Raw genomic sequence first — 18,417 nt, 5'->3', positions numbered from 1 at the left:
GCCAATTTTGATCACCTCAACAGGTGATCCGAACCCGACAGGGTAAAAACCAGTCCCCGGCAGAACCGGGCCCTGGTCAGCGGCCAATCAACCGCCTTTGTGCGGGCGCTTGCCGGGGTTCTTTTTGCTGCGGGTCCAGCTACCGCGCTCGAGGCTGATCTTCTGGCCACGGCCGGCGGTACGGGTCATGCCTGCGGCTGGCACTGGTTTTGGGGCGCAAATGTCGGCTTCGACTCTGATTTTCTTGGGCATGGAAAAACTCCGGATTAAATTGGCACAACCCGTCATTTTAAGCCACAGCGCGCAGCGCCCGCCCGGGGCTCGTAGCGCCCGACCTCGCAGCCCTACATCGAGCCAGGCAAAGGCAGGTTCAGCAGCAGGTTTTGGGGCTTGAGCTTGAGCACTTGCCCGGCGTTCATCATCAGGCCCAGGTACACCGGTTTGCCTGCGACATCGGTGCGCATCTCCTGCGGGTTGGAAAAATCCAGCCGGAACAGGCTCAGCAGGCGCGCCGTGCGCTCGGGCTCGACCGGCCGGCCTTCGTACAGGTCATTGAGCAGGGCCGTGGCCTCCGCATCCAGCCCCACATGCCAGCGCCAGGCGGTGTCGTCAATTTTCTGCAGAGGCCGGATGGTGACCGCCACGCCCAGGAAGTGCTGCACCCACTTCTCCAGCACCCGGGCCAGCGCTGTCAGGCCCGAGCGCGCCCGTGTCATGGTGAACACCAGGCCGTGGCTCAGGTCGTTGTTGATTTCGTGCGTCAGATCCAGCAGGAAATTGTGGCGCTCACTGGCCTGCCAGTAATCGGGCGCGTTGCCGTCGGTCAGTACCTGCATGTCTATGCTGCGTAGCGGGGCTTTTGCCTCTGCCAGAAAACGCCCGAAGTCGCCGAGGCCGCCGGTGTCGTTGAGCATGTCCAGCCGGTCCCGGTCGCCGGCCAGCACCTGCCCGTCCTGGGTCGAGATGCGCTGCGGGCGGAACAACATCTCGGCGGCGCGCACTTCATAAACATCGGTGGCCTCGTCAAGCACGTTGCGCACTATGGCCTGGGCCAGCAGGTCAATGAACAGCGGCGGGATGTCGATGCTGCCGCTCCGGAACAGGCTTAGGTAATACGCCTCCAGCGTGCCGGCGTCCAGCAGGCCATCGCGAAAGCGCAGAAACAGGCTGTAACTGTCGCGTGCGTCCGCGTCCTGTAACGCCCGTAGCTCGGCCTCGGGCACGGGCCGCATCGGCGTGGCGATCAGGGCGGCGTGCAAGGCCTGCTCGGCCGCGCAGGACTCAGGCAGTAGCGCCAGCTCGGGGCGCTGCAGGAAAAGGCGCAGGTAATCGTCGGTGGGCTGTAGCCAGCCGCGTGGGTTGCGTTGAAGCTGCTTAAAGCCGCTGGAAGGCCAGAAATCTTGCATGGGGGCAATCGTCTCACATTGCTGGGTTGAACAATTTGCTATCTATTCAGGAGCTGCTTACGCATACCCGATAAGAGTTGGAGGCCGATTTGGTCCAAAACTTTGCCTTGATGCCTGGTTGGGCCCTGCGGCACCGATGACTCGATCTGTCAGGCGCCGGGCGACTGACTGCGGTAACGGCTTGCTTCTTCCTCCAGCCAGCCGCGAAACAGCGCCAGCACCGAGTTGTCGGACTTCTGCTCCGGATAGATGAAGTAATAACGCCGGTCGCTGATGAAGGGGTGTTCGATCAGTGGCACCAACCGGCCCTGCTGCAGCTCTTCTTCAATCAGGAAGCGCGGGATAAGCGCCAGCCCCTGGCCGTGGATGGCCGCTTCCGTGGTCATGGAAAACAGCTCCATGCGGGCGCCTGCCAGGTCGTTGGCAACGCTCAAGCCCAGCGATTCAAACCACTGTCGCCACGCGTAGGGGCGGGTGCTCATCTGCAGCAAAGGCAGCTGCACCAGGTCAGCGGCTTTCAGCGTACGCCTGGTTTTTACCAGCGCCGGGCTACCGACCGCTACCAGCGGTTCGTCCATCAAAAAGCAGGAGTCTGTGCCCGGCCAGCCAGCCTCGCCGGCACAAATCGCGGCGTCCAGCGCCGTGTCTGCAAACAAAAACGGCCGGGTGCGCGACGACAGATGAACCGATATGCCGGGGTAGCGGCGATAAAAATCATCCAGCCGGGGAAGCAGCCATTTGGCGGCAAAGGTCGGCACCACACCGAGCTCCAGCGCACCGCCCGCGCCGCCCCTGGCCATCAGGGCCAGTGTGTCGCGCTCGACGTCGTCGAGCCGGGCGCGCACACTGCGGGCGTAGTTGGCGCCCGCTTCAGTCAGAAGCACGCCGCGTTTGCTGCGCCTGAACAGCTTGACCTGCAGAAAATCCTCCAGACCCGCTATCTGCCGGCACACCGCACTTTGTGTGACCGAATGCTCCTGCGCGGCCTGGGTAAAACTCTGGTGCCGCGCAGCCGCCTCAAACAGCGCCAGCGCGGTGGTAGAAGGAATACTGCGTCGCATGGTCAATACGGCCTCTCGGAGTTCTGTTTCGGCACAGTTCTGTTCCAAATAATGGCTTGCCGCAGACACGCGGCTCGTCGTATGCTCTGGCATACCCTTGATTCACCCCATGCCTGAGTTGCGATTTTCGCACACACAGCGCATTCACCCCCTACCGGAGACCGACATGAGCACTTCCCATAAAAAAGCCAGCTTCCACTGGGCCGACCCCTTGCTGCTGGACCAGCAGCTCAGCGACGACGAACGCATGGTGCGCGACGCCGCCCACGCCTACTCGCAAGAGCAACTGGCGCCGCGCGTGCTCGAAGCCTTTCGCCACGAAAAAACCGACACCGCGATTTTTCGCGAGATGGGCGCGCTGGGCCTGCTCGGCAGCACCATCCCCGAGGCCTATGGCGGCGCCGGCCTGAACTACGTCTGTTATGGCCTGGCCGCGCGCGAGGTCGAGCGGGTCGACTCCGGCTACCGCTCCATGATGAGTGTGCAGTCCTCGCTGGTGATGGTGCCTATCAACGAGTTTGGCAACGAGGCCACCAAACAGAAATACCTGCCCAAGCTGGCCACGGGTGAGTGGATAGGCTGCTTTGGCCTGACCGAGCCCAACCACGGCTCTGACCCCGGCAGCATGGTCACACGCGCCAAAAAAGTGCCTGGCGGTTACGCCCTGACCGGCAGCAAGATGTGGATCACCAACAGCCCGATCGCCGACGTGTTTGTGGTCTGGGCCAAGGACGATGAGGGCTCCATCCGCGGCTTCGTGCTGGACAAGGGCAGCAAGGGCCTGAGCGCCCCGGCGATTCATAGCAAGGTTGGCCTGCGCGCCTCCATCACCGGCGAAATTGTCATGGACGAGGTGTTTTGCCCCGAGGAGAGCGCCTTCCCCGAGGTGCGCGGCCTCAAGGGCCCTTTCACCTGCCTGAACTCGGCACGTTACGGCATTGCCTGGGGCGCGCTCGGTGCGGCCGAAGACTGCTTTCACAAGGCACGTCAATACACGCTGGACCGCAAGCAGTTTGGCCGGCCGCTGGCCGCCAACCAGCTGATCCAGAAAAAACTCGCCGACATGGAAACAGAAATTGCGCTTGGCTTGCAGGGTTGCCTCCGCCTGGGCCGCATGAAAGACGAAGGCACGGCTGCAGTGGAGGTCACCTCCATCATGAAGCGCAACTCCTGCGGCAAGGCGCTGGACATTGCTCGCATGGCGCGCGACATGTTGGGCGGCAACGGCATCAGCGACGAGTTTGGTGTGGCGCGGCATCTGGTCAACCTCGAAGTGGTCAACACCTATGAAGGTACCCACGATGTGCACGCCCTGATTCTGGGCCGGGCGATCACCGGCATCGCCGCATTCTCTTGAGAGCTTGCTTCTGAGGCGTCAGGGTTCGGCCGCCAGCCCGCGCAGCCGCGAGATGGTTTGCGGCAGCCCTTGCCACGCTGGCTGGCCGGGCGCATACCGGCTGCGCATGTAAACCACCAAGGATTCAATCTGCGCGTCGTCCAGGCTGTGGCGGAAGGCTGGCATGAAACCGATCTCGCGCGTGGCGGGTGCGCGTATGCCGTCCAGCACCACACGAATCAGGTTGTCTGCCCGCTCGCTGTGCAGCTTGCTGTTGAGGCCCAAGGGCACGTTGATACCCAGCAGCGTGGGCCCGTCACCGTCGTGGTGGCAAGACGCACAGGCGCCGCTGAACAGTCGCTGCCCGGGCCCAGGCTGCCCTGCTGAAAGTTTCTGCGCGGTTTGAACCACCTGTTTCGCCGCCTGCTCACTGGCGGCCTGCGTGACTGGCTGGTTAAACGATGCCAGGTAAGTGGCCATGGCACGGATGTCGTCGTCGGGCAGTGCCGCCAGCTCTTTCACCACTGGCGCCATCGGCCCGGCCGCAGCGCCGTGCTGCAGGCTGTAGCCCTGACGCAGGTAGCGGTACAACTCATCGCGCGTCCACGGCACGGGCGCACGCGAGAGCGCGGTCAGCGCGGGTGCCTCCCAGCCATCAATCACGGCACCGCTCAAATAGGCGGGGCCGCCGCGCTCGGCGCCCAGCGCATTGCGCGGTGTGTGGCAGGCGCCGCAATGGCCCAGGCCGTTGACCAGATAGGCGCCGCGGTTCCACGCGGCTGTCTGCGTCGGGCTGGATTGATACGCAGCAGGTTCATGAAACAGCGCATTCCAGACCGCCATCAGCGGGCGGATGTTGAAAGGAAAAGCCAGCTGCGTGGCCGGTGCCTGAGACCGCACCGCAGGCTGCGCCATCAGATACGCATACAAGGCGGTCAGGTCTTCGTCGGTGGTTTTGGCAAAGGCTGTGTAGGGAAAGGCCGGGTACAGGTGCTGGCCATCCCGTGAGATGCCTTCCCGCATGGCCCGCTGAAAGGCGCTGAAAGACCACAGGCCGATGCCGGTTTGCGCATCGGGCGTGATGTTGGTGCTGATGACCTTGCCAAACGGTGTCTCCATCGCGCGCCCGCCAGCATTCGGCTGGCCGCCTGGCGCGGTATGGCACACCACACAATCACCGAGGGCCGCCAGTTGCCGGCCACGCTCAATGGTGGCGGCGGTGTAGATTGTTGCGCCACCGGATACCACCGGTGCAATCGCAGAGCGCCAACCGAGGAGCGCTGCTGCCAGGCCAAACACACCGACGACCAGTGCAGCCGCCCGGGACCAGGCGCCCAGCGTGCGCGGCCAGATCGCTGTGGCGGGCAACCGCGGCGCAGTCTGCTCCTGTATTGATAGCTGTCTACGCCCATCAGCAAAGGGCTGAGGGCCATTTTTGCCATTGTCTTCCAGCGCAGCCCGCACCACCTCGGGCGTAAAAGGCGGCTGGCGAAAACGCACACCAGTCGCGTCAAAAATCGCATTGGCAATCGCTGCCGTACCGGGCACCGAGGCTGATTCGCCAGCGCCCAGCGGTGGCTCACCGGGCCGGGCCATGGTCACCACCTCAATCACCGGCACATCCCTGAAACTCAGGATGGGGTAACTGCCCCACTCCAGGCTGGCCACGGTGTTCGTTTTCGGGTTCAGACTGACCTGCTCGGTCAGCGCCCGGCTGGTGGTCTGCACCACATTGCCGTGGATCTGGTGCTGCACACCGGCGGGGTTGATCAGGGTGCCCGCGTCATGCCCAACCACCACACGCCTGACCTGCACCTCGCCGGTTTTGCGGTTCACCTCGACATCGGCGACCCAGGCGGCCCAGGCCGCACCGTAACCCGGCCACTTGCTGTGCACATAACGCGCATAGGCCACGCCCTGGCCGTGCACGATGTCGGTTGACTCGGACACCCCGACCTGTTGCTGTGGCTGGGTATGCACTTGCCAGCCGGCCCTGTCGGCTGTGGCGCGCAGCAGCTCTGCGGCGCGGGGCTCGTGCAGGTAACGCAGGCGGAATTCGACCGGGTCCACCCCCGCCGCTGTGGCCAATTCGTCGATATAGGACTCATGCGCAAACGAGTTGGGAAGGGCCGATACACCACGCAGCCACGAGGCGCGCAGCATGGGCGCCATGTCGTTGACCGAAACACGCAGGTTGCGGTAGTCGTAGGGCGGTCGCGCCGTGCGGTCACCCATCTCGTAAGCCTGCGCGGTGGGCTCAATCGTGCGTGTCAGCAGCAGGGCCAGCGTTGGCGCACCATTGGACGGGTAAGAGGTCTGAAAATCATAGGCAGCCACGGAGCCATCCGCATTGAGTCCGCCGTTGACCTGCATCAGCTGCGCCGCGCCTTTGGGTTCCCAGGCGTGCTCCTGCTCGCGCGTCAGCTGCACCCGCACTGGCGCGCCCACCGCCCGCGACAGCAGGGCCGCATCGGCCGCCACATCGTCTGCGCAGTTGCGGCCGTAACAACCGGCCGCCTCCATGCGGATCACGTCGATCTGCATGTCGGGCAGCCCCATGAGGCGCGACAGGTCGGCGCGCAACACATGCGGGTTCTGGCTGCCCGCCCATACCGTCAGATGTCCTTCGCGAGAATCGGCCAGCGCACACGAGGGGCCGATGGCGCCGTGCATCTGGTAGGGCCACACATAGTTGCGCGGCATGCGCTGCGCGGCGCCTGCCAGGGCGGCGTCCACATCACCTTCATCGATGAGCGTGCGCTGCGTGGCCGGGTTGGCGCGAATGGCCTTTTCAAGGTTGCCCATATCCGTCAGGCCCGGCCATGGTTTCCACTGGACACGCAGCTCGCGCAGCGCCTGGTCGGCATGTTCTTCACGCTCTGCGACGATGCCGATGAAGTCACGGATGACCACCACCGCCCGTATGCCCGGGATGTGCGCAATTGAGGATTCGTCCACGGATTCGAGTGTGTTGCCAATGAAGTCGCCGTGGTCGGCACCGGCATAAGGTGGGCGCACGACGCGGCCGTGCAGCATGCCAGGCACACGCATGTCGTGCACAAAAGTCCGCCCGCCGGTGACCTTGGCCGGAATATCGACGCGCGCCGCGCTGGTGCCGACAATGCGGTAGTCCTCGGGAGACTTCAGCGGCGAGTCCAGCGCCAGCGGGAGTTCCACATGTTGCTGCGCCAGCATGTCGGCATAAGCCACCGAGCGCTCCGCGTTGCCAAGCACCGACACGCGGCCATCACGCACCTTCAGCAAGGCCGGGGCCACCTGCAACAGCGCCGCTGCCCGCGCCAGCAGCCAGGCCCGCGCCTGGGCAGCTGCGAGCCGCAAGGGCACTGCGTGAATCTGTATCGACGCACTGGCAATGGTCGCACCCTGGTTAGGCGCACGGGTCGTGTCGCCAAGCACCATGTTGACGCTGTCCAGCGCGACATCCAGCTCCTCAGCCACGATCTGGGCCAGCGCCGTGCGAATGCCGGTCCCCAGGTCCACATGGCCGTTGAGCGCGGTGACGCTGCCGTCGTCCCAGACAGCCAGCAAAATTTCCACACCCTCCAGCGGGTTGGCATTCACCAGCGCTGGCTGGCCCTGCGCTGGGGGCGCAGCAGGGGGCGGCTCGCGCGTGACCAGCAACACGCCTGTGGCTGCATGAAAATCAGCGCGCGTCAAAGGGGTGTCGGCGCGGCGACTCATGGCGCGCCCGCTTTTTGCGCAGCTTGCAAACCCAGTTGAGCCGCGCGCTTGACAGCCTTGAGAATTTCCAGATGCGTGCCGCAGCGGCACAAATTGCCGGACAACTCCGCGCGGATTTCTTCATCCGACGGGTCGGGCTTGCGCGCCAACAGCGCCACCGTCATCATGACCATGCCACTCAGGCAGTAGCCGCACTGCGCCGCCTGCTCTTCAACAAACGCCTGCTGTACCGGGTGCAGGGCGGTTAACGAACCCAGACCTTCCAGCGTCGTGATGGTCCGCCCGGCGACACCGCCAGCGGGGATCACACAGGCTCGTGCGGCCACCCCATCGACCAGTACGGTGCAGGCGCCGCATTCGCCCAGACCGCAACCGTATTTGGGGCTGTTCAGCTCCAGGTCGTTGCGCAGCACGGTCAGCAGGGAGGCCTGCGGGGAAACCGCCAGCGTGTGCGCGAGCCCGTTGACCTGAAACGTCACACGCTGCGGCTGCATGGGTCGAAGGGAAATTCAGTCGCCGGTCAAGCCAGGTCTTTGGACTGGATGCGTTTGACGCCTTTGGCCGTCATCTGCTTCCAGGCGGCGGCCAGGGACCCGTTCAGGTCAATCGCGCGGGTGGCATCTTCGATCACATACACCTCAAAGCCCGCTTTGCGCGCATCCATCGCAGTCCATGCCACGCAGAAGTCGGTCGCCAGCCCGGTGACAAAGACACGTTTGATGCCGCGCTGCTTGAGGTAGCCACCCAGCCCGGTGGGTGTTTTGCCGTCGGCCTCGGTAAAGGCGGAATAACTGTCCACCTCCTGGTGATAGCCCTTGCGCACAATCACTTGCGCCGTGGGTAATTTCAGGTCTTTGTGCAGCGCGGCGTCGTCGGTGCCCTGCACGCAGTGGTCGGGCCACAACACCTGGTTGCCATAGGCCAGCTTCTTGACCTCAAAAGGTTTTTTGCCGGCATGGGCGCTGGCAAAAGACGCATGGCCCTTGGTGTGCCAGTCCTGGGTGATCACGATGTTTTCAAAAGCAGCAGCCAGTTGATTGATCACGGGGACGACCTCTTCACCCCCCTTGACCGGCAGGGTACCGCCAGTCACAAAACAGTTCTGCACATCCACAACAATCAGCGCGCTTTTGCCGTCGGGCTTGATGCCTGCAGCAAATGCCGCGCGTCCCGCCAGGCCGGCGGCGGCAACAAGACTTGCGCCGGAAAGCGCCTTCAACAGGATTCTGCGATGGGTTGGGTACATGACGAAATATCCTTTGCAACAGGTTGAATGACTAACAACAACGGAACAACGGGACCAGTATCGGTTCACACCATGCAGGCAAGCGCGAGCAGGTGCTAGACACTGAGATAGGTGCGCCGCACCTCTTCATTGGCCGACAGTTCAGCCATCGCACCCTCGTAACGGATCTGGCCTTTTTCGAGCACATACGCGCGGTCAGACACCAGCTCGGCAAAATGCATGTTCTGCTCGGACAGCAATATGCTGACGCCCTGGGATTTGAGCTCCAGAATCATCTGCGCCATCTGCTCAACAATCACCGGCGCGACACCTTCAGAGGGTTCGTCGAGCAGCACCAGGTAGGGGTTGCCCATCAGCGAGCGTGCAACCGTCAGCATCTGCTGCTCGCCACCGCTCATGCGACCGCCCAGGCGGTCCGGCATTTCGCCCAGGTTGGGGAAAAGCTTGAACAGGCGCTCCGGCGTCCATACCGGCGCTGCACTGCGGTCTGGCCAGAAGCGTGGCGGCTGGCGCCCCACTTCGAGATTTTCAGTGACCGTCAGATCGGTGAAGATGCGCCGGTCTTCAGGCACGAAGCCAAGTCCGCTGCGGGTGATCTGGTGCGTCTCACTTTTTGAAATATCGGCGCCCATAAACACTACGCTGCCGCGTCGCCTGTCCAGCATGCCGATCAGCGATTTGAGCGTGGTGGATTTGCCGGCGCCGTTGCGCCCCATCAAGGCCACCACCTCGCCGCGCCGCACCTCCAGACCCACGTCGTACAAAATCTGGGCCGCACCATACCAGGCGCACAGGCCTTTGGCTTCGAGCAAAATGTCGTTGCCATCCGTCATGACGCAGCATCCTTTTCCAGGGTTTTCTTCTCGAAGGTCTTGCCACTGCCGAAATAAACTTCCTGTACTTTGGGATGGTCGCGGATCTCCAGCGGTTTGCCCTCGGCAATCAGGCGCCCGCGCGCCAGCACAATCATGCGGTCGGCATAGGCAAACACCACATCCATGCTGTGCTCGGTAAACAGCACCGCCATGCCCCGGTCGATGACCAGTTGTTTGGTCAGCGCCATCAGGTCGTTGCGCTCTTTGGGTGCCATGCCCGCGGTGGGTTCGTCCATCAACAGCAGCTTGGGATTGTTCGCCATGGCCATGGCGAGTTCCACACGTTTGACGTCGCCATAGGCCAGCACGCTGCAAGGGCGGTCGGCCTGCGCTTTCATGCTGACCTGGTCGAGCAGCACCAATGCCTCCTCGCGCTTGTGTTCGGCGGCGCGGCGCCACATTGCAAACAGTTTTCGGTCAGACGACAGCAGCGCCATCTGGACGTTTTCCACCACCGTCAGGGATGAAAATGTCTCGGCAATCTGGAAGGTGCGGCTGACACCGAGCCGCCAGATGTCCCGCGGCGCCAGCCCAATCAGTTCCTGGCCATCGAGCTGGATGGAACCCGCATCGGCGCGCATCTGGCCATTGACCATATTGAAGGTGGTGGACTTGCCGGCCCCGTTGGGCCCGATCAGGGCCAGCAGTTCTCCGGCGGCCAGCTCAAAACTGATGCCGTCTACCGCCTTGACACCGCCAAACGATTTTCCCAGGCCACTTACTTTGAGCAAGCTCATGACTGCCCCTCTTTTTCACCACGCAGTCGCGTCAGCACTTGCTTGATAAAACCTGCAATGCCCTGCGGAAACAGCAACACCAGAATCAGGATGATGGCCCCCAGCATGGCGCGCCAGTAGTCGGTGTTGCGGGCCACCGTGTCATGCAGCCAGGTGAAGGTGACAGCCCCGACGACCGGCCCGACCAGCGTCTGCACCCCGCCCAGCAATACCATCACCAGACCATCGATGGATTTGCCCACATGCAGGCTTTCAGGGGAGATGCTGCCTTTGGAAAAGGCATACAGCGCACCAGCGAGCCCGGCAAAAGTACCGGCCAGCACAAAAGCCACCCACTGCAGGCGCTTGACGTTGATACCGATGGCGTCAGACCGGAGCACCGAATCCCGCGCCGCCCGCATGGCATACCCAAAAGGCGAATAGAGCATGCGGTGCATCAGCAGCACAGCCCCTGCCACCAGGCTCAAGGTCAGGTAGTAGTACATTTTTCTGTCGGCCAGCCATTCGGACGGCCAGACACCGGTGAGGCCGTTGCTGCCACCGGTGAACGTATCCCACTGGTAACAGATGGCCCAGGTGATCTGTGCAAAAGCCAGCGTCAGCATCGCCAGGTACACCCCCGACAGACGCACGCAGAACCAGCCGTAAACAAAGGCGCCCAGCGCGGCCAATGCCGGCGCCACCACCAGTGCCACCTCCATCGGCAGGTTCAGCCCACGCACCAGCAGCGCGGCGCCGTAAGCCCCCAGGCCAAAGTAGGCCGCATGCCCGAAGGAGTGCATGCCGGCCGGCCCCATGATGAAGTGCAGACTGGCCGCAAACAGCACCGCCACCAGCAGGTCAATCAGCAGGACAGTGACGTAGGGCGATTGGGCGGCCAGGGTGGGCACCAGAGCCAGCACGGCGAGCAGCCCCACCAGCGCATAGTTGTAAAGCCGGTCCGGGCGGCGCAGCGGCTGCTCTGCAAGGCCCGCATGCCGGCTGGGCGCCTGGGGCCTGCCGAACAGGCCCCAGGGCCGCGCCACCAGCACCACGGCCATGACCAGAAACTCCACCACCAGGGTGAGTTTTGAAAAAGAAATGCTGATGCCGGCGATTTCGACCAGGCCCAGCCAGATACAGATCGCCTTGAGTTCAGCAATCAGCAGTGCCGCCACGTAAGCGCCCGGAATGGAGCCCATGCCGCCCACCACCACCACCACAAACGCGGCACCAATGATGTTCAGGTCCATCTCCAGGTTGGCGGGCTCGCGCGGCAGTTGCAAGGCCCCGCCCAGGCCCGCCAGCAAGGCGCCCAGCGCAAACACCGCGGTGAACAGCCAGGCCTGATTGACGCCCAGCGCGCTGACCATTTCGCGGTCCTGCGTGGCGGCTCGGACCAGCGTGCCCCAGCGGGTTTTGGTCAGCAGCAGCCAGAGCAAGCCCAGGACCACTGGCCCAGCAACGATCAGAAAAAGGTCGTAGCTGGGAAACTGCCTGCCGAGGATGGAAACCGAACCGCTCAAACCGGGCGCTCTGGGGCCCAGCAACTCCTCGGGCCCCCAGTACCACAAGACCGCGTCCTTGATGACCAAGCCAAGGGCAAAAGTGGCCAACAACTGGAACAGCTCGGGCGCCCGGTAGATGCGGCGCAAAAGCAGTACTTCAACCAGAGCACCCAGCACCCCGACCGCCACAGCAGCCAGCAACAGCGAGGGCCAGAACCCAATGCTGCCCCCCAGATTGGCCACGAGCGAGTACGCCACGTAAATGCCAACCATAAAAAACGAGCCGTGCGCAAAATTGACGATGCGGGTCACGCCAAATATCAGCGACAAACCCGCCGCCACAAGGAAAAGCGACGAAGCGCCCGCCAGGCCATTGAGCAGCTGTACAACAAAGCCTGAAAAATTCATGCTGGCATGGACCTGTTCTGATTGAAAGTGCGCATGTCGGTGCGCTTGTCAGTGCGTTTCGAAGCAGGCCTCAGGCCAGACCCTCAGGCTCAATTGTTCGCATCGGCCGGTCGCAGCTTTTTCACTTCTGCATCGGTTGGCTGGAATTTGGTGCCATCGGCATACCGGTAGTCCACCATCACGCCTTTGCCGCCCTCATTTTTTGTGCGTCCTACAAACGCGCCCATGGTCGATTGCTGGTCCTGGGTGCGATAGACCACGGGGCCAAACGGCGTGCTGACCTTCAGACCACGGAAAGCAGCAATCATTTTTTCGGTATCGGTGGATTTGGCTTTTTTCATGCCTTCGGCCAGAGATTTGATGGCGCTGTACCCGACGACCGAGCCAAGGCGCGGATAGTCCTTGTACTTGCCGTGATAAGCCAGAAAGAAGGCCTTGTGTTCAGGCGTCTGGATGCCGTACCAGGGGTAACCGGTGACCAGCCAGCCGTTCGGCGTTTCTTCTTTCAGCGGATCGAGGTACTCCGGCTCTCCGGTCAGCATGCTGACCACTTCACGGCCCTGGAACAATCCGCGGGTATTGCCTTCGCGCACAAACTTTGAAAGATCGGCGCCAAACAACACGTTGAAGATAGCATCCGGCTTGGCATCGGCCAGGGCTTGCACCACGCTGCCCGAATCAACCCGGCCCAGCGGCGGCGCCTGCTCCGCGACAAATTCAACGTCAGGTTGCGCCGCTTTCAGCAGGGTCTTGAAACTGGCTGCAGCAGACTGACCGTACTCGTAGTTGGGGTACACCACGGCCCAGCGTTTCTTCTTCATCGCAGCGGCCTCAGGCACCAGCATGGCCACCTGCATGTAAGTCGAGGCGCGCAGGCGGAAGGTGTAACGGTTGCCGTTTTGCCAGACGATTTTGTCGGTCAGGGGTTCGGCGGCCAGGAAGAAAAATTTCTTCTGCTTGGCAAAGTCTGTCAATGCCAGGCCAATGTGCGATAGAAACGAGCCGGTCAGCACATCAACCTTCTCGCGCGACACCAGCTCTTCAGCAGCGCGTACCGCCTCGCCGGGGTTGGCGTTGTCGTCTCGAACAATCAGCTCGAGCTTCTTGCCGTTGACACCGCCCGCCGCGTTGATTTCTTCCACCGCCAGTTCCATGCCCTTTTTGTAGGGTTCCAGAAAGGCGGGCTGGGCCTTGTAGCTGTTGATCTCGCCTATCTTGATGACACCTTGCGCATGAACAGCACTCAGCGGCACCAGGGCCAGAACGGCTGCGGCACCCAGCATCTTGTATTGCATTTTCATAAAAACTCCTGCTTGTCGTGGATCGGATTGATTGGTGATGTGCCCGGCTTACCGGAGCCCATCCTCGCCTTTGATGTCGTGGATCTGCAAGCCGCCCACGCGCGGGAGAGGTCGGCCGCTGTCTGTCACCACGACAGCCACCACTATTTCGTTGGCGCGTGGCGCATCGGCCACCCGCGCCTCCATCGCATCAAAATGGCTGCGCACAAAAGCGGCGTCCTTGTGCCCCAGCGGTACATCGATGGCGGTACCGAGCCCGCCCCGTTTTTTGCTGGAGGGCACCAGCGCCGCTCCTTTTTCGACCGCTTGCCGCAAGGGTGCACCGAGCTTGGGGTGCAGGATGGCAGCCGCATGTTCGATCTCGCCGGCCTCTCCGACTATCGCGGCCTTGCCATAACTGTGCGCCTGGCCGGGCGAAATACCCAGGGCCTGCACACATTTGTTGCCCAGCAGGCCACCGAGCTCCTCGCCAATAGCGATCAACTCGTCGAGATTTTCGGTGTACGAGCCGGCAAAAGGATTGTGAATCACCGCCATGGCCAGCGCCCGGCGCGTGGGTGGATCAATCGTTTTACCCATCTCGATGCGGGTCTCATCGACCTGCACAATGATTTTTCGGATACTGGCTGTCATGTCATGGTCCCTGGGTGGATGGTCGTGGCGGCGCTGCTCAGCGCAAACCGTCCCATTTGCTGATGGCACTTGCCGCCAGACCGGCCACACGCGCATGAATGCGCGGGCCGGTGCTCATGGCAAGGATAAACACAATTTCATCTGCCAGCGGCGCGCCGGGGACCCGCACTTCAATGGCATCAAAGTGGCTGCGCACATAAACGGCATTGACATGGGTCAGCGGTACATCCAGCGCCGTGCCGGGTGCGCCTACCTTCTTGGTCGAGGGCACGATGGACAAGGCATTCCCGGGCTGCCCGGTTTTTTCCTCGCCCTGCCCTTTGGCATAGGCCTTGGGATCACCCTTCCAGCCCAGCAGTTCGCGCATGGCGTAGCCGCCAGGCACATGCCAGAGCGCACCGTGTTCGAGCTCCCCTGCCGCACCCACAATGGCGCCCTTGCCATAACCCTCGATACGCTCAGCGCGAACGTCCATTGCAGCACGCAGCTTCTGCGCCATGTCCAGCCCCACCGGGTCCAGCGCAACCATCATCGGCAGGATGTCCGGCTCGTAACGCCCAGCGAAAGGGTTGGTCACGACGACGCCAATCGCGCCGCGCAGCAGCGGCACGGGCGGCACCGGGCCGAATTCGTGCAGTATCTGCTCAACGTGCGTGAAGATGCGTCGTATTTCAATCATCGCCTTAGGTCCATCCCTGTGATCAAGCAAATACCGAACCATGCTGCCTGCTGACAGGCTGCGGGGCCAGCGCTGTAAAGCCTGAAGTATCGGTGCTGATCACCTGATTTTGACAAACCAGCACCGCAGACCAGATCAGGCCGGCCGCGCGCAGAGCCTGGGCACGCAACAAACCTGCCTGCAGGGCCCGCCGCACCTGCGCCGCATCCAGCGCCGGAACATCCACCGTGACCGGCAAGCTCCCCAGATCGCTGTCGTCCTTGAGCTCACAAGCGGGGCGCCGCAGGATACGCGCGTCTGGCACATCCACCGCATTGGCAATCACGGTGGCGGCTGCGTCGGCCTCGGAGGCGGTGCGCGCCAAAACCGTCACACTGTCGGCGATACCCATGGAAAAGCTGCGACCGCGCCAGCCGCTGGTAGCGACACCGCGCACCGGCAGCCAGCTGGAGACTTTAAACTGCCCGTCCGTCCGAATACCCCCGCGCAGCTCATGCCCGTCCAGCCGAGCGATATCGGCATACAAGCCGATCCGCGCCGATTCACCGGGCGCCAGGTGCAAAGCAATGTCACCGCCGTTATTGATCCAGGCCCGGGTCAGCCCCTCATGGTCATAACTGGCAATCAACTCCTGTGCGACCGATCCGGCCACCGCCGCCATCGGCGTGATGAAAGCGCTTTGATACGGCTGGCAGGCTTGCCACATGCGCCGGGCAATCGGTCCGCGCAAGGGGCAAGGGCCCTGCACCGGTCGGCGAAGCAGCGCCAGCTCCTGCACCAACTCATCGAGAATGACACTGAAACGTGTCCATGCGTCCTCGTGCGCACGCGCCACAACCGCAGGGCTGCCGCTTGCGCCAAGAACGATGTCCATAGGCCCATGCTGAAAATGCCATCGGCCATCGGCCAGTTGGGTACGGTGGGCGCTCATGTCTGAAACATCAACCAAGCAGGGGCGGTCGCCCCAGCGGCCATGGATTGGCCGCGGGCAGTGCAGCCCAGGCCAGCGCGGAGGGCGCGCCTTCGTTGTGCCAGGCACCCAGGCGCAGAGCTTCAGCCAGCGTACGCACATGGTCCATGTGCCCGCCGAGCGCGCGGTAGTCGTCCAGCTTCATGCTGAATTCAATCGGTGCAACGATGGCCGGTGTGGGCACGGTGCCAAAACTGTTGTCCGGCATACGCATGACGTCAGCCATCACCGTGATGCCACCACCGGGCCAGACATAGGCTGGTGCGCCACCACAAGTCACATTGACCAGCGCAGCCTTGATGGCCCGCGTCAGCAACACCGGGTTTTCGGTGACCCCGGCACGCAGGCTGCCGCCGGCCCCGCCTAGAAACAGCACCGTAGACAGCGAAGGCTCGCAGTTCTCACCGATACGCGCAACGATGAGAGCCACCGCTGCCGGCATGTCCTGCTCGACAGGATGAAGGTCGTCATTGAGCACATACCAGCTCGCGTGTTCCCCCGTGGTCGACGTCATCAGCAGCCGCAGGCCGGGCCAGGCCACAGCCGGATCCCAGCTTTCGATGATGGACAAGGGATCAGCGATGTCGGTGCCACCCCAACCGGTGCCGGGATTGGCCACCTGAAAATACCGGCCCGGGGTCGATTTGCGCCCGCGCATCCTGATGCCCGACGCGCGCATGTCCAGGCAGCGGCCGGCTTGGTGCTCCGTCAGCACCCCGGTGATGTGGTCGTCCACCACCACCACCTCATCGAGCAGGCCAAAAAACTGTTTGGCAAAAATGCCGATGGTGGCCGAGCCGCAGCCGACCCGCATGCGCCGCTCTTCCACCCCATTGACAATCGGCGCCCGGCCCGCCTGGATCACGATCTGCGAGCCGCCGTCAATCGTGAACTCCACCGCCTGCTTGTTGCCCAGCGACTGCATCATGTCCATGGTCACGCGGCCCTCTTTTTTGCTGCCACCGGTGAGGTGGTGCACGCCGCCCAGCGACAGCATCTGCGAGCCATACTCTGCTGTCGTCACATGGCCCACCACCTCGCCCTTGCAACGGACGTTGGCCTGCTCGGACCCGAGGAAGCGGTCGGTGTCTATTTTTACCTTGAGGCTGCAGTAGCTGAATATGCCCTCGGTGACGACGGTGACCATATCGACACCCTCTACCTGCGACGACACGATGAAGGGAGCGGGTTTGTAGTCGGGGTAGGTGGTGGAGGAACCGACGCCGGTGACAAACACCTCATTGGCCAGCAGCAAATCGCCATTCCAGACAGCCTGGGCCGGCGGCGCTCCCTCGGCATCAGCCACCGCGGCTGCCGCGCGTCCGGCAAAAGGCAGCACCCGCGGCTCGTCATCGAGCAGGGTCCGGCGCAGCAAAAGCACCGGATCGACCCGCACCAGGGTGCCGCCGTGATTGGCGTAACGGTCACAGGCGCCACTTCGGCCATCAGAAATCTGGCAAAGCACGGGGCAGGCGTTGCACTCGATCTTTTCGCTGGTCATGCGCTCATTGCGCGGCCGGGCTTTTTCCAGCACCTGCGCAAACGCGGGCGACTCCATGCCTGGCAAGCCGTCAGTCTTGGTATGTTCCGTCATTTTTGCGCGTGTTGTGGGGTCAAGCTGTTCATTCTGGTGCACTGGCACCCATGTAGTGCATACTTAATCAATATGTTGCGTTCGCTACATTTAAAATTACTGTAGCGCATGTGAATTTTTGACGCAATAGGATTTGCATGCAGCGTACAATTTATTTTCAGAAATCCACAGACCCTCACCACCGAACACCACCATGAGCGCTTTCAACGAAGAGACAGTCCTGTCCGTGCACCACTGGACCAACAAGCTGTTCACCTTCACAACCACGCGGGACACATCGCTGCGTTTCAGCAACGGCCACTTCACCATGATCGGCCTGCGCGTCAATGACAAACCCCTGCTTCGCGCCTACAGCATCGTCAGCCCGAATCACGAGGAACACCTGGAGTTCCTCAGCATCAAGGTGGCCGACGGCCCCCTGACCTCGCGCCTGCAACACATGAAGGTCGGCGACAAGATCATCGTCGGGCGCAAACCAACCGGCACGCTGGTGATTGACTACCTGCTGCCCGGCAAACGACTGTACCTGCTGTCCACCGGAACCGGCCTGGCGCCGTTCATGAGCATCATCCGCGACCCCGAGACCTATGAGCGCTTCGAGCAGATCGTGCTGGTGCACGGCGTGCGCCAGGCCGACGAGCTGGCTTACCACGACCTCGTGGTGGAGCACCTGCCGCAGCACGAGTTTTTAGGCGAATTGATCTCCAGGCAGCTGCTGTATTACCCCACGGTGACGCGCGAAAGTTACCGCAACATGGGGCGTGTCACAGACCTGATGGAAACCGGCAAGATGTTTGAGGATCTGAAGCTGCCAGCGCTCGACCCGGCCAGCGACCGCGTGATGATTTGCGGCAGCCCGGGCATGCTCAAGGATCTCAAACACATGCTGGAAAAGCGCGGCTTCATGGAGGGCAATACTTCCAAGCCCGGCGACTTTGTGATTGAACGTGCCTTCGCCGAGCAATAAGCGGGGCTACCCGGC

The 18,417-nt window shown here is 62.6% G+C and carries 16 protein-coding genes; 2 read left to right on the top strand and 14 right to left on the bottom strand.

The window, feature by feature from the left end; all coding sequences use genetic code 11:
- Positions 1 to 87: 87 nt before the first annotated feature.
- The 3 genes from Q8L50_RS10030 to Q8L50_RS10020 all read right to left on the bottom strand — a co-directional run bounded on the left by Q8L50_RS10030 (position 88) and on the right by Q8L50_RS10020 (position 2,467).
- Positions 88 to 252, bottom strand: coding sequence for a hypothetical protein (locus Q8L50_RS10030; RefSeq protein WP_305348527.1), 165 nt, complete (start codon positions 250 to 252; stop codon positions 88 to 90).
- 92 nt (positions 253 to 344) lie between these two features.
- Entirely contained in the window at positions 345 to 1,406 is a 1,062-nt protein-coding gene (locus Q8L50_RS10025; RefSeq protein WP_305348526.1) for a DUF6352 family protein, read from the bottom strand.
- A 149-nt stretch (positions 1,407 to 1,555) separates the two neighbouring features.
- On the bottom strand, positions 1,556 to 2,467 hold the full coding sequence (locus Q8L50_RS10020; protein ID WP_305348525.1) for a LysR substrate-binding domain-containing protein: 912 nt from the start codon (positions 2,465 to 2,467) through the stop codon (positions 1,556 to 1,558).
- Positions 2,468 to 2,633: 166 nt separating this feature from the next.
- Between Q8L50_RS10020 and Q8L50_RS10015 the strand changes: the two genes are divergently transcribed.
- Positions 2,634 to 3,824, top strand: coding sequence for an acyl-CoA dehydrogenase (locus Q8L50_RS10015; RefSeq protein ID WP_305348524.1), 1,191 nt, complete (start codon positions 2,634 to 2,636; stop codon positions 3,822 to 3,824).
- Positions 3,825 to 3,842: 18 nt separating this feature from the next.
- On the opposite strand, the gene Q8L50_RS10010 is transcribed toward Q8L50_RS10015, so the two are convergent.
- From Q8L50_RS10010 to Q8L50_RS09960, 11 genes are all read right to left on the bottom strand, one after another.
- Positions 3,843 to 7,505, bottom strand: a complete 3,663-nt coding sequence (locus Q8L50_RS10010) for a molybdopterin cofactor-binding domain-containing protein (protein WP_305348523.1) — start codon at positions 7,503 to 7,505, stop codon at positions 3,843 to 3,845.
- Positions 7,502 to 7,999, bottom strand: a complete 498-nt coding sequence (locus Q8L50_RS10005) for a (2Fe-2S)-binding protein (protein ID WP_305348522.1) — start codon at positions 7,997 to 7,999, stop codon at positions 7,502 to 7,504. The genes Q8L50_RS10010 and Q8L50_RS10005 overlap by 4 nt, the downstream gene beginning before the upstream one ends.
- 26 nt (positions 8,000 to 8,025) lie before the next feature.
- Positions 8,026 to 8,751: a bifunctional nicotinamidase/pyrazinamidase gene (gene pncA / locus Q8L50_RS10000; protein WP_305348521.1), complete on the bottom strand. Its 726-nt coding sequence runs from the start codon at positions 8,749 to 8,751 to the stop codon at positions 8,026 to 8,028.
- 95 nt (positions 8,752 to 8,846) lie between these two features.
- Positions 8,847 to 9,584: an ABC transporter ATP-binding protein gene (locus Q8L50_RS09995; protein WP_305348520.1), complete on the bottom strand. Its 738-nt coding sequence runs from the start codon at positions 9,582 to 9,584 to the stop codon at positions 8,847 to 8,849.
- Positions 9,581 to 10,363 carry an ABC transporter ATP-binding protein gene (locus Q8L50_RS09990; protein ID WP_305348519.1) on the bottom strand — a complete coding sequence of 261 codons (783 nt, stop codon included), beginning with the start codon at positions 10,361 to 10,363 and terminating at the stop codon, positions 9,581 to 9,583. The genes Q8L50_RS09995 and Q8L50_RS09990 overlap by 4 nt, the downstream gene beginning before the upstream one ends.
- Positions 10,360 to 12,258 carry an ABC transporter permease gene (locus tag Q8L50_RS09985; protein WP_305348518.1) on the bottom strand — a complete coding sequence of 633 codons (1,899 nt, stop codon included), beginning with the start codon at positions 12,256 to 12,258 and terminating at the stop codon, positions 10,360 to 10,362. Before Q8L50_RS09985 ends, Q8L50_RS09990 begins: the two co-directional genes overlap by 4 nt.
- Before the next feature lie 89 nt (positions 12,259 to 12,347).
- A complete protein-coding gene (locus Q8L50_RS09980) occupies positions 12,348 to 13,559 on the bottom strand; it encodes an ABC transporter substrate-binding protein (RefSeq protein ID WP_370869777.1) in 1,212 nt (403 codons plus the stop codon).
- Positions 13,560 to 13,607: 48 nt separating this feature from the next.
- On the bottom strand, positions 13,608 to 14,192 hold the full coding sequence (locus Q8L50_RS09975) for an amino acid synthesis family protein (RefSeq protein ID WP_305348517.1): 585 nt from the start codon (positions 14,190 to 14,192) through the stop codon (positions 13,608 to 13,610).
- Between the two features lie 37 nt (positions 14,193 to 14,229).
- Positions 14,230 to 14,871: an amino acid synthesis family protein gene (locus Q8L50_RS09970; RefSeq protein ID WP_305348516.1), complete on the bottom strand. Its 642-nt coding sequence runs from the start codon at positions 14,869 to 14,871 to the stop codon at positions 14,230 to 14,232.
- A gap of 22 nt (positions 14,872 to 14,893) precedes the next feature.
- Positions 14,894 to 15,802, bottom strand: a complete 909-nt coding sequence (locus Q8L50_RS09965) for a UPF0280 family protein (RefSeq protein WP_305348515.1) — start codon at positions 15,800 to 15,802, stop codon at positions 14,894 to 14,896.
- 10 nt (positions 15,803 to 15,812) lie between these two features.
- On the bottom strand, positions 15,813 to 17,435 hold the full coding sequence (locus Q8L50_RS09960; RefSeq protein WP_305348514.1) for a 6-hydroxynicotinate reductase: 1,623 nt from the start codon (positions 17,433 to 17,435) through the stop codon (positions 15,813 to 15,815).
- 193 nt (positions 17,436 to 17,628) lie between these two features.
- On the opposite strand from Q8L50_RS09960, the gene Q8L50_RS09955 reads away from it, so the two are divergent.
- Positions 17,629 to 18,402 carry a ferredoxin--NADP reductase gene (locus tag Q8L50_RS09955; RefSeq protein WP_305348513.1) on the top strand — a complete coding sequence of 258 codons (774 nt, stop codon included), beginning with the start codon at positions 17,629 to 17,631 and terminating at the stop codon, positions 18,400 to 18,402.
- The last annotated feature ends 15 nt before the right edge of the window (positions 18,403 to 18,417 follow it).

It is taken from the genome of Polaromonas sp. (genome assembly GCF_030680935.1).
GTDB lineage: Bacteria > Pseudomonadota > Gammaproteobacteria > Burkholderiales > Burkholderiaceae_C > Polaromonas.
The sequence above is the reverse complement of the archived record's forward strand: the minus strand, read 5'-3'. Positions and strand labels throughout refer to the sequence as shown.

Excerpts from the sequence above, each read along its gene's own strand:
- Q8L50_RS10030 (WP_305348527.1), bottom strand. The coding sequence starts at position 252 with ATGCCCAAGAAAATCAGAGTCGAAGCCGACATTTGCGCCCCAAAACCA.
- Q8L50_RS10025 (WP_305348526.1), bottom strand. The coding sequence starts at position 1,406 with ATGCAAGATTTCTGGCCTTCCAGCGGCTTTAAGCAGCTTCAACGCAAC.
- Q8L50_RS10020 (WP_305348525.1), bottom strand. The coding sequence starts at position 2,467 with ATGCGACGCAGTATTCCTTCTACCACCGCGCTGGCGCTGTTTGAGGCG.
- Q8L50_RS10015 (WP_305348524.1), top strand. The coding sequence starts at position 2,634 with ATGAGCACTTCCCATAAAAAAGCCAGCTTCCACTGGGCCGACCCCTTG.
- Q8L50_RS10010 (WP_305348523.1), bottom strand. The coding sequence starts at position 7,505 with ATGAGTCGCCGCGCCGACACCCCTTTGACGCGCGCTGATTTTCATGCA.
- Q8L50_RS10005 (WP_305348522.1), bottom strand. The coding sequence starts at position 7,999 with ATGCAGCCGCAGCGTGTGACGTTTCAGGTCAACGGGCTCGCGCACACG.
- pncA (WP_305348521.1), bottom strand. The coding sequence starts at position 8,751 with ATGTACCCAACCCATCGCAGAATCCTGTTGAAGGCGCTTTCCGGCGCA.
- Q8L50_RS09995 (WP_305348520.1), bottom strand. The coding sequence starts at position 9,584 with ATGACGGATGGCAACGACATTTTGCTCGAAGCCAAAGGCCTGTGCGCC.
- Q8L50_RS09990 (WP_305348519.1), bottom strand. The coding sequence starts at position 10,363 with ATGAGCTTGCTCAAAGTAAGTGGCCTGGGAAAATCGTTTGGCGGTGTC.
- Q8L50_RS09985 (WP_305348518.1), bottom strand. The coding sequence starts at position 12,258 with ATGAATTTTTCAGGCTTTGTTGTACAGCTGCTCAATGGCCTGGCGGGC.
- Q8L50_RS09980 (WP_370869777.1), bottom strand. The coding sequence starts at position 13,559 with ATGAAAATGCAATACAAGATGCTGGGTGCCGCAGCCGTTCTGGCCCTG.
- Q8L50_RS09975 (WP_305348517.1), bottom strand. The coding sequence starts at position 14,192 with ATGACAGCCAGTATCCGAAAAATCATTGTGCAGGTCGATGAGACCCGC.
- Q8L50_RS09970 (WP_305348516.1), bottom strand. The coding sequence starts at position 14,871 with ATGATTGAAATACGACGCATCTTCACGCACGTTGAGCAGATACTGCAC.
- Q8L50_RS09965 (WP_305348515.1), bottom strand. The coding sequence starts at position 15,802 with ATGAGCGCCCACCGTACCCAACTGGCCGATGGCCGATGGCATTTTCAG.
- Q8L50_RS09960 (WP_305348514.1), bottom strand. The coding sequence starts at position 17,435 with ATGACGGAACATACCAAGACTGACGGCTTGCCAGGCATGGAGTCGCCC.
- Q8L50_RS09955 (WP_305348513.1), top strand. The coding sequence starts at position 17,629 with ATGAGCGCTTTCAACGAAGAGACAGTCCTGTCCGTGCACCACTGGACC.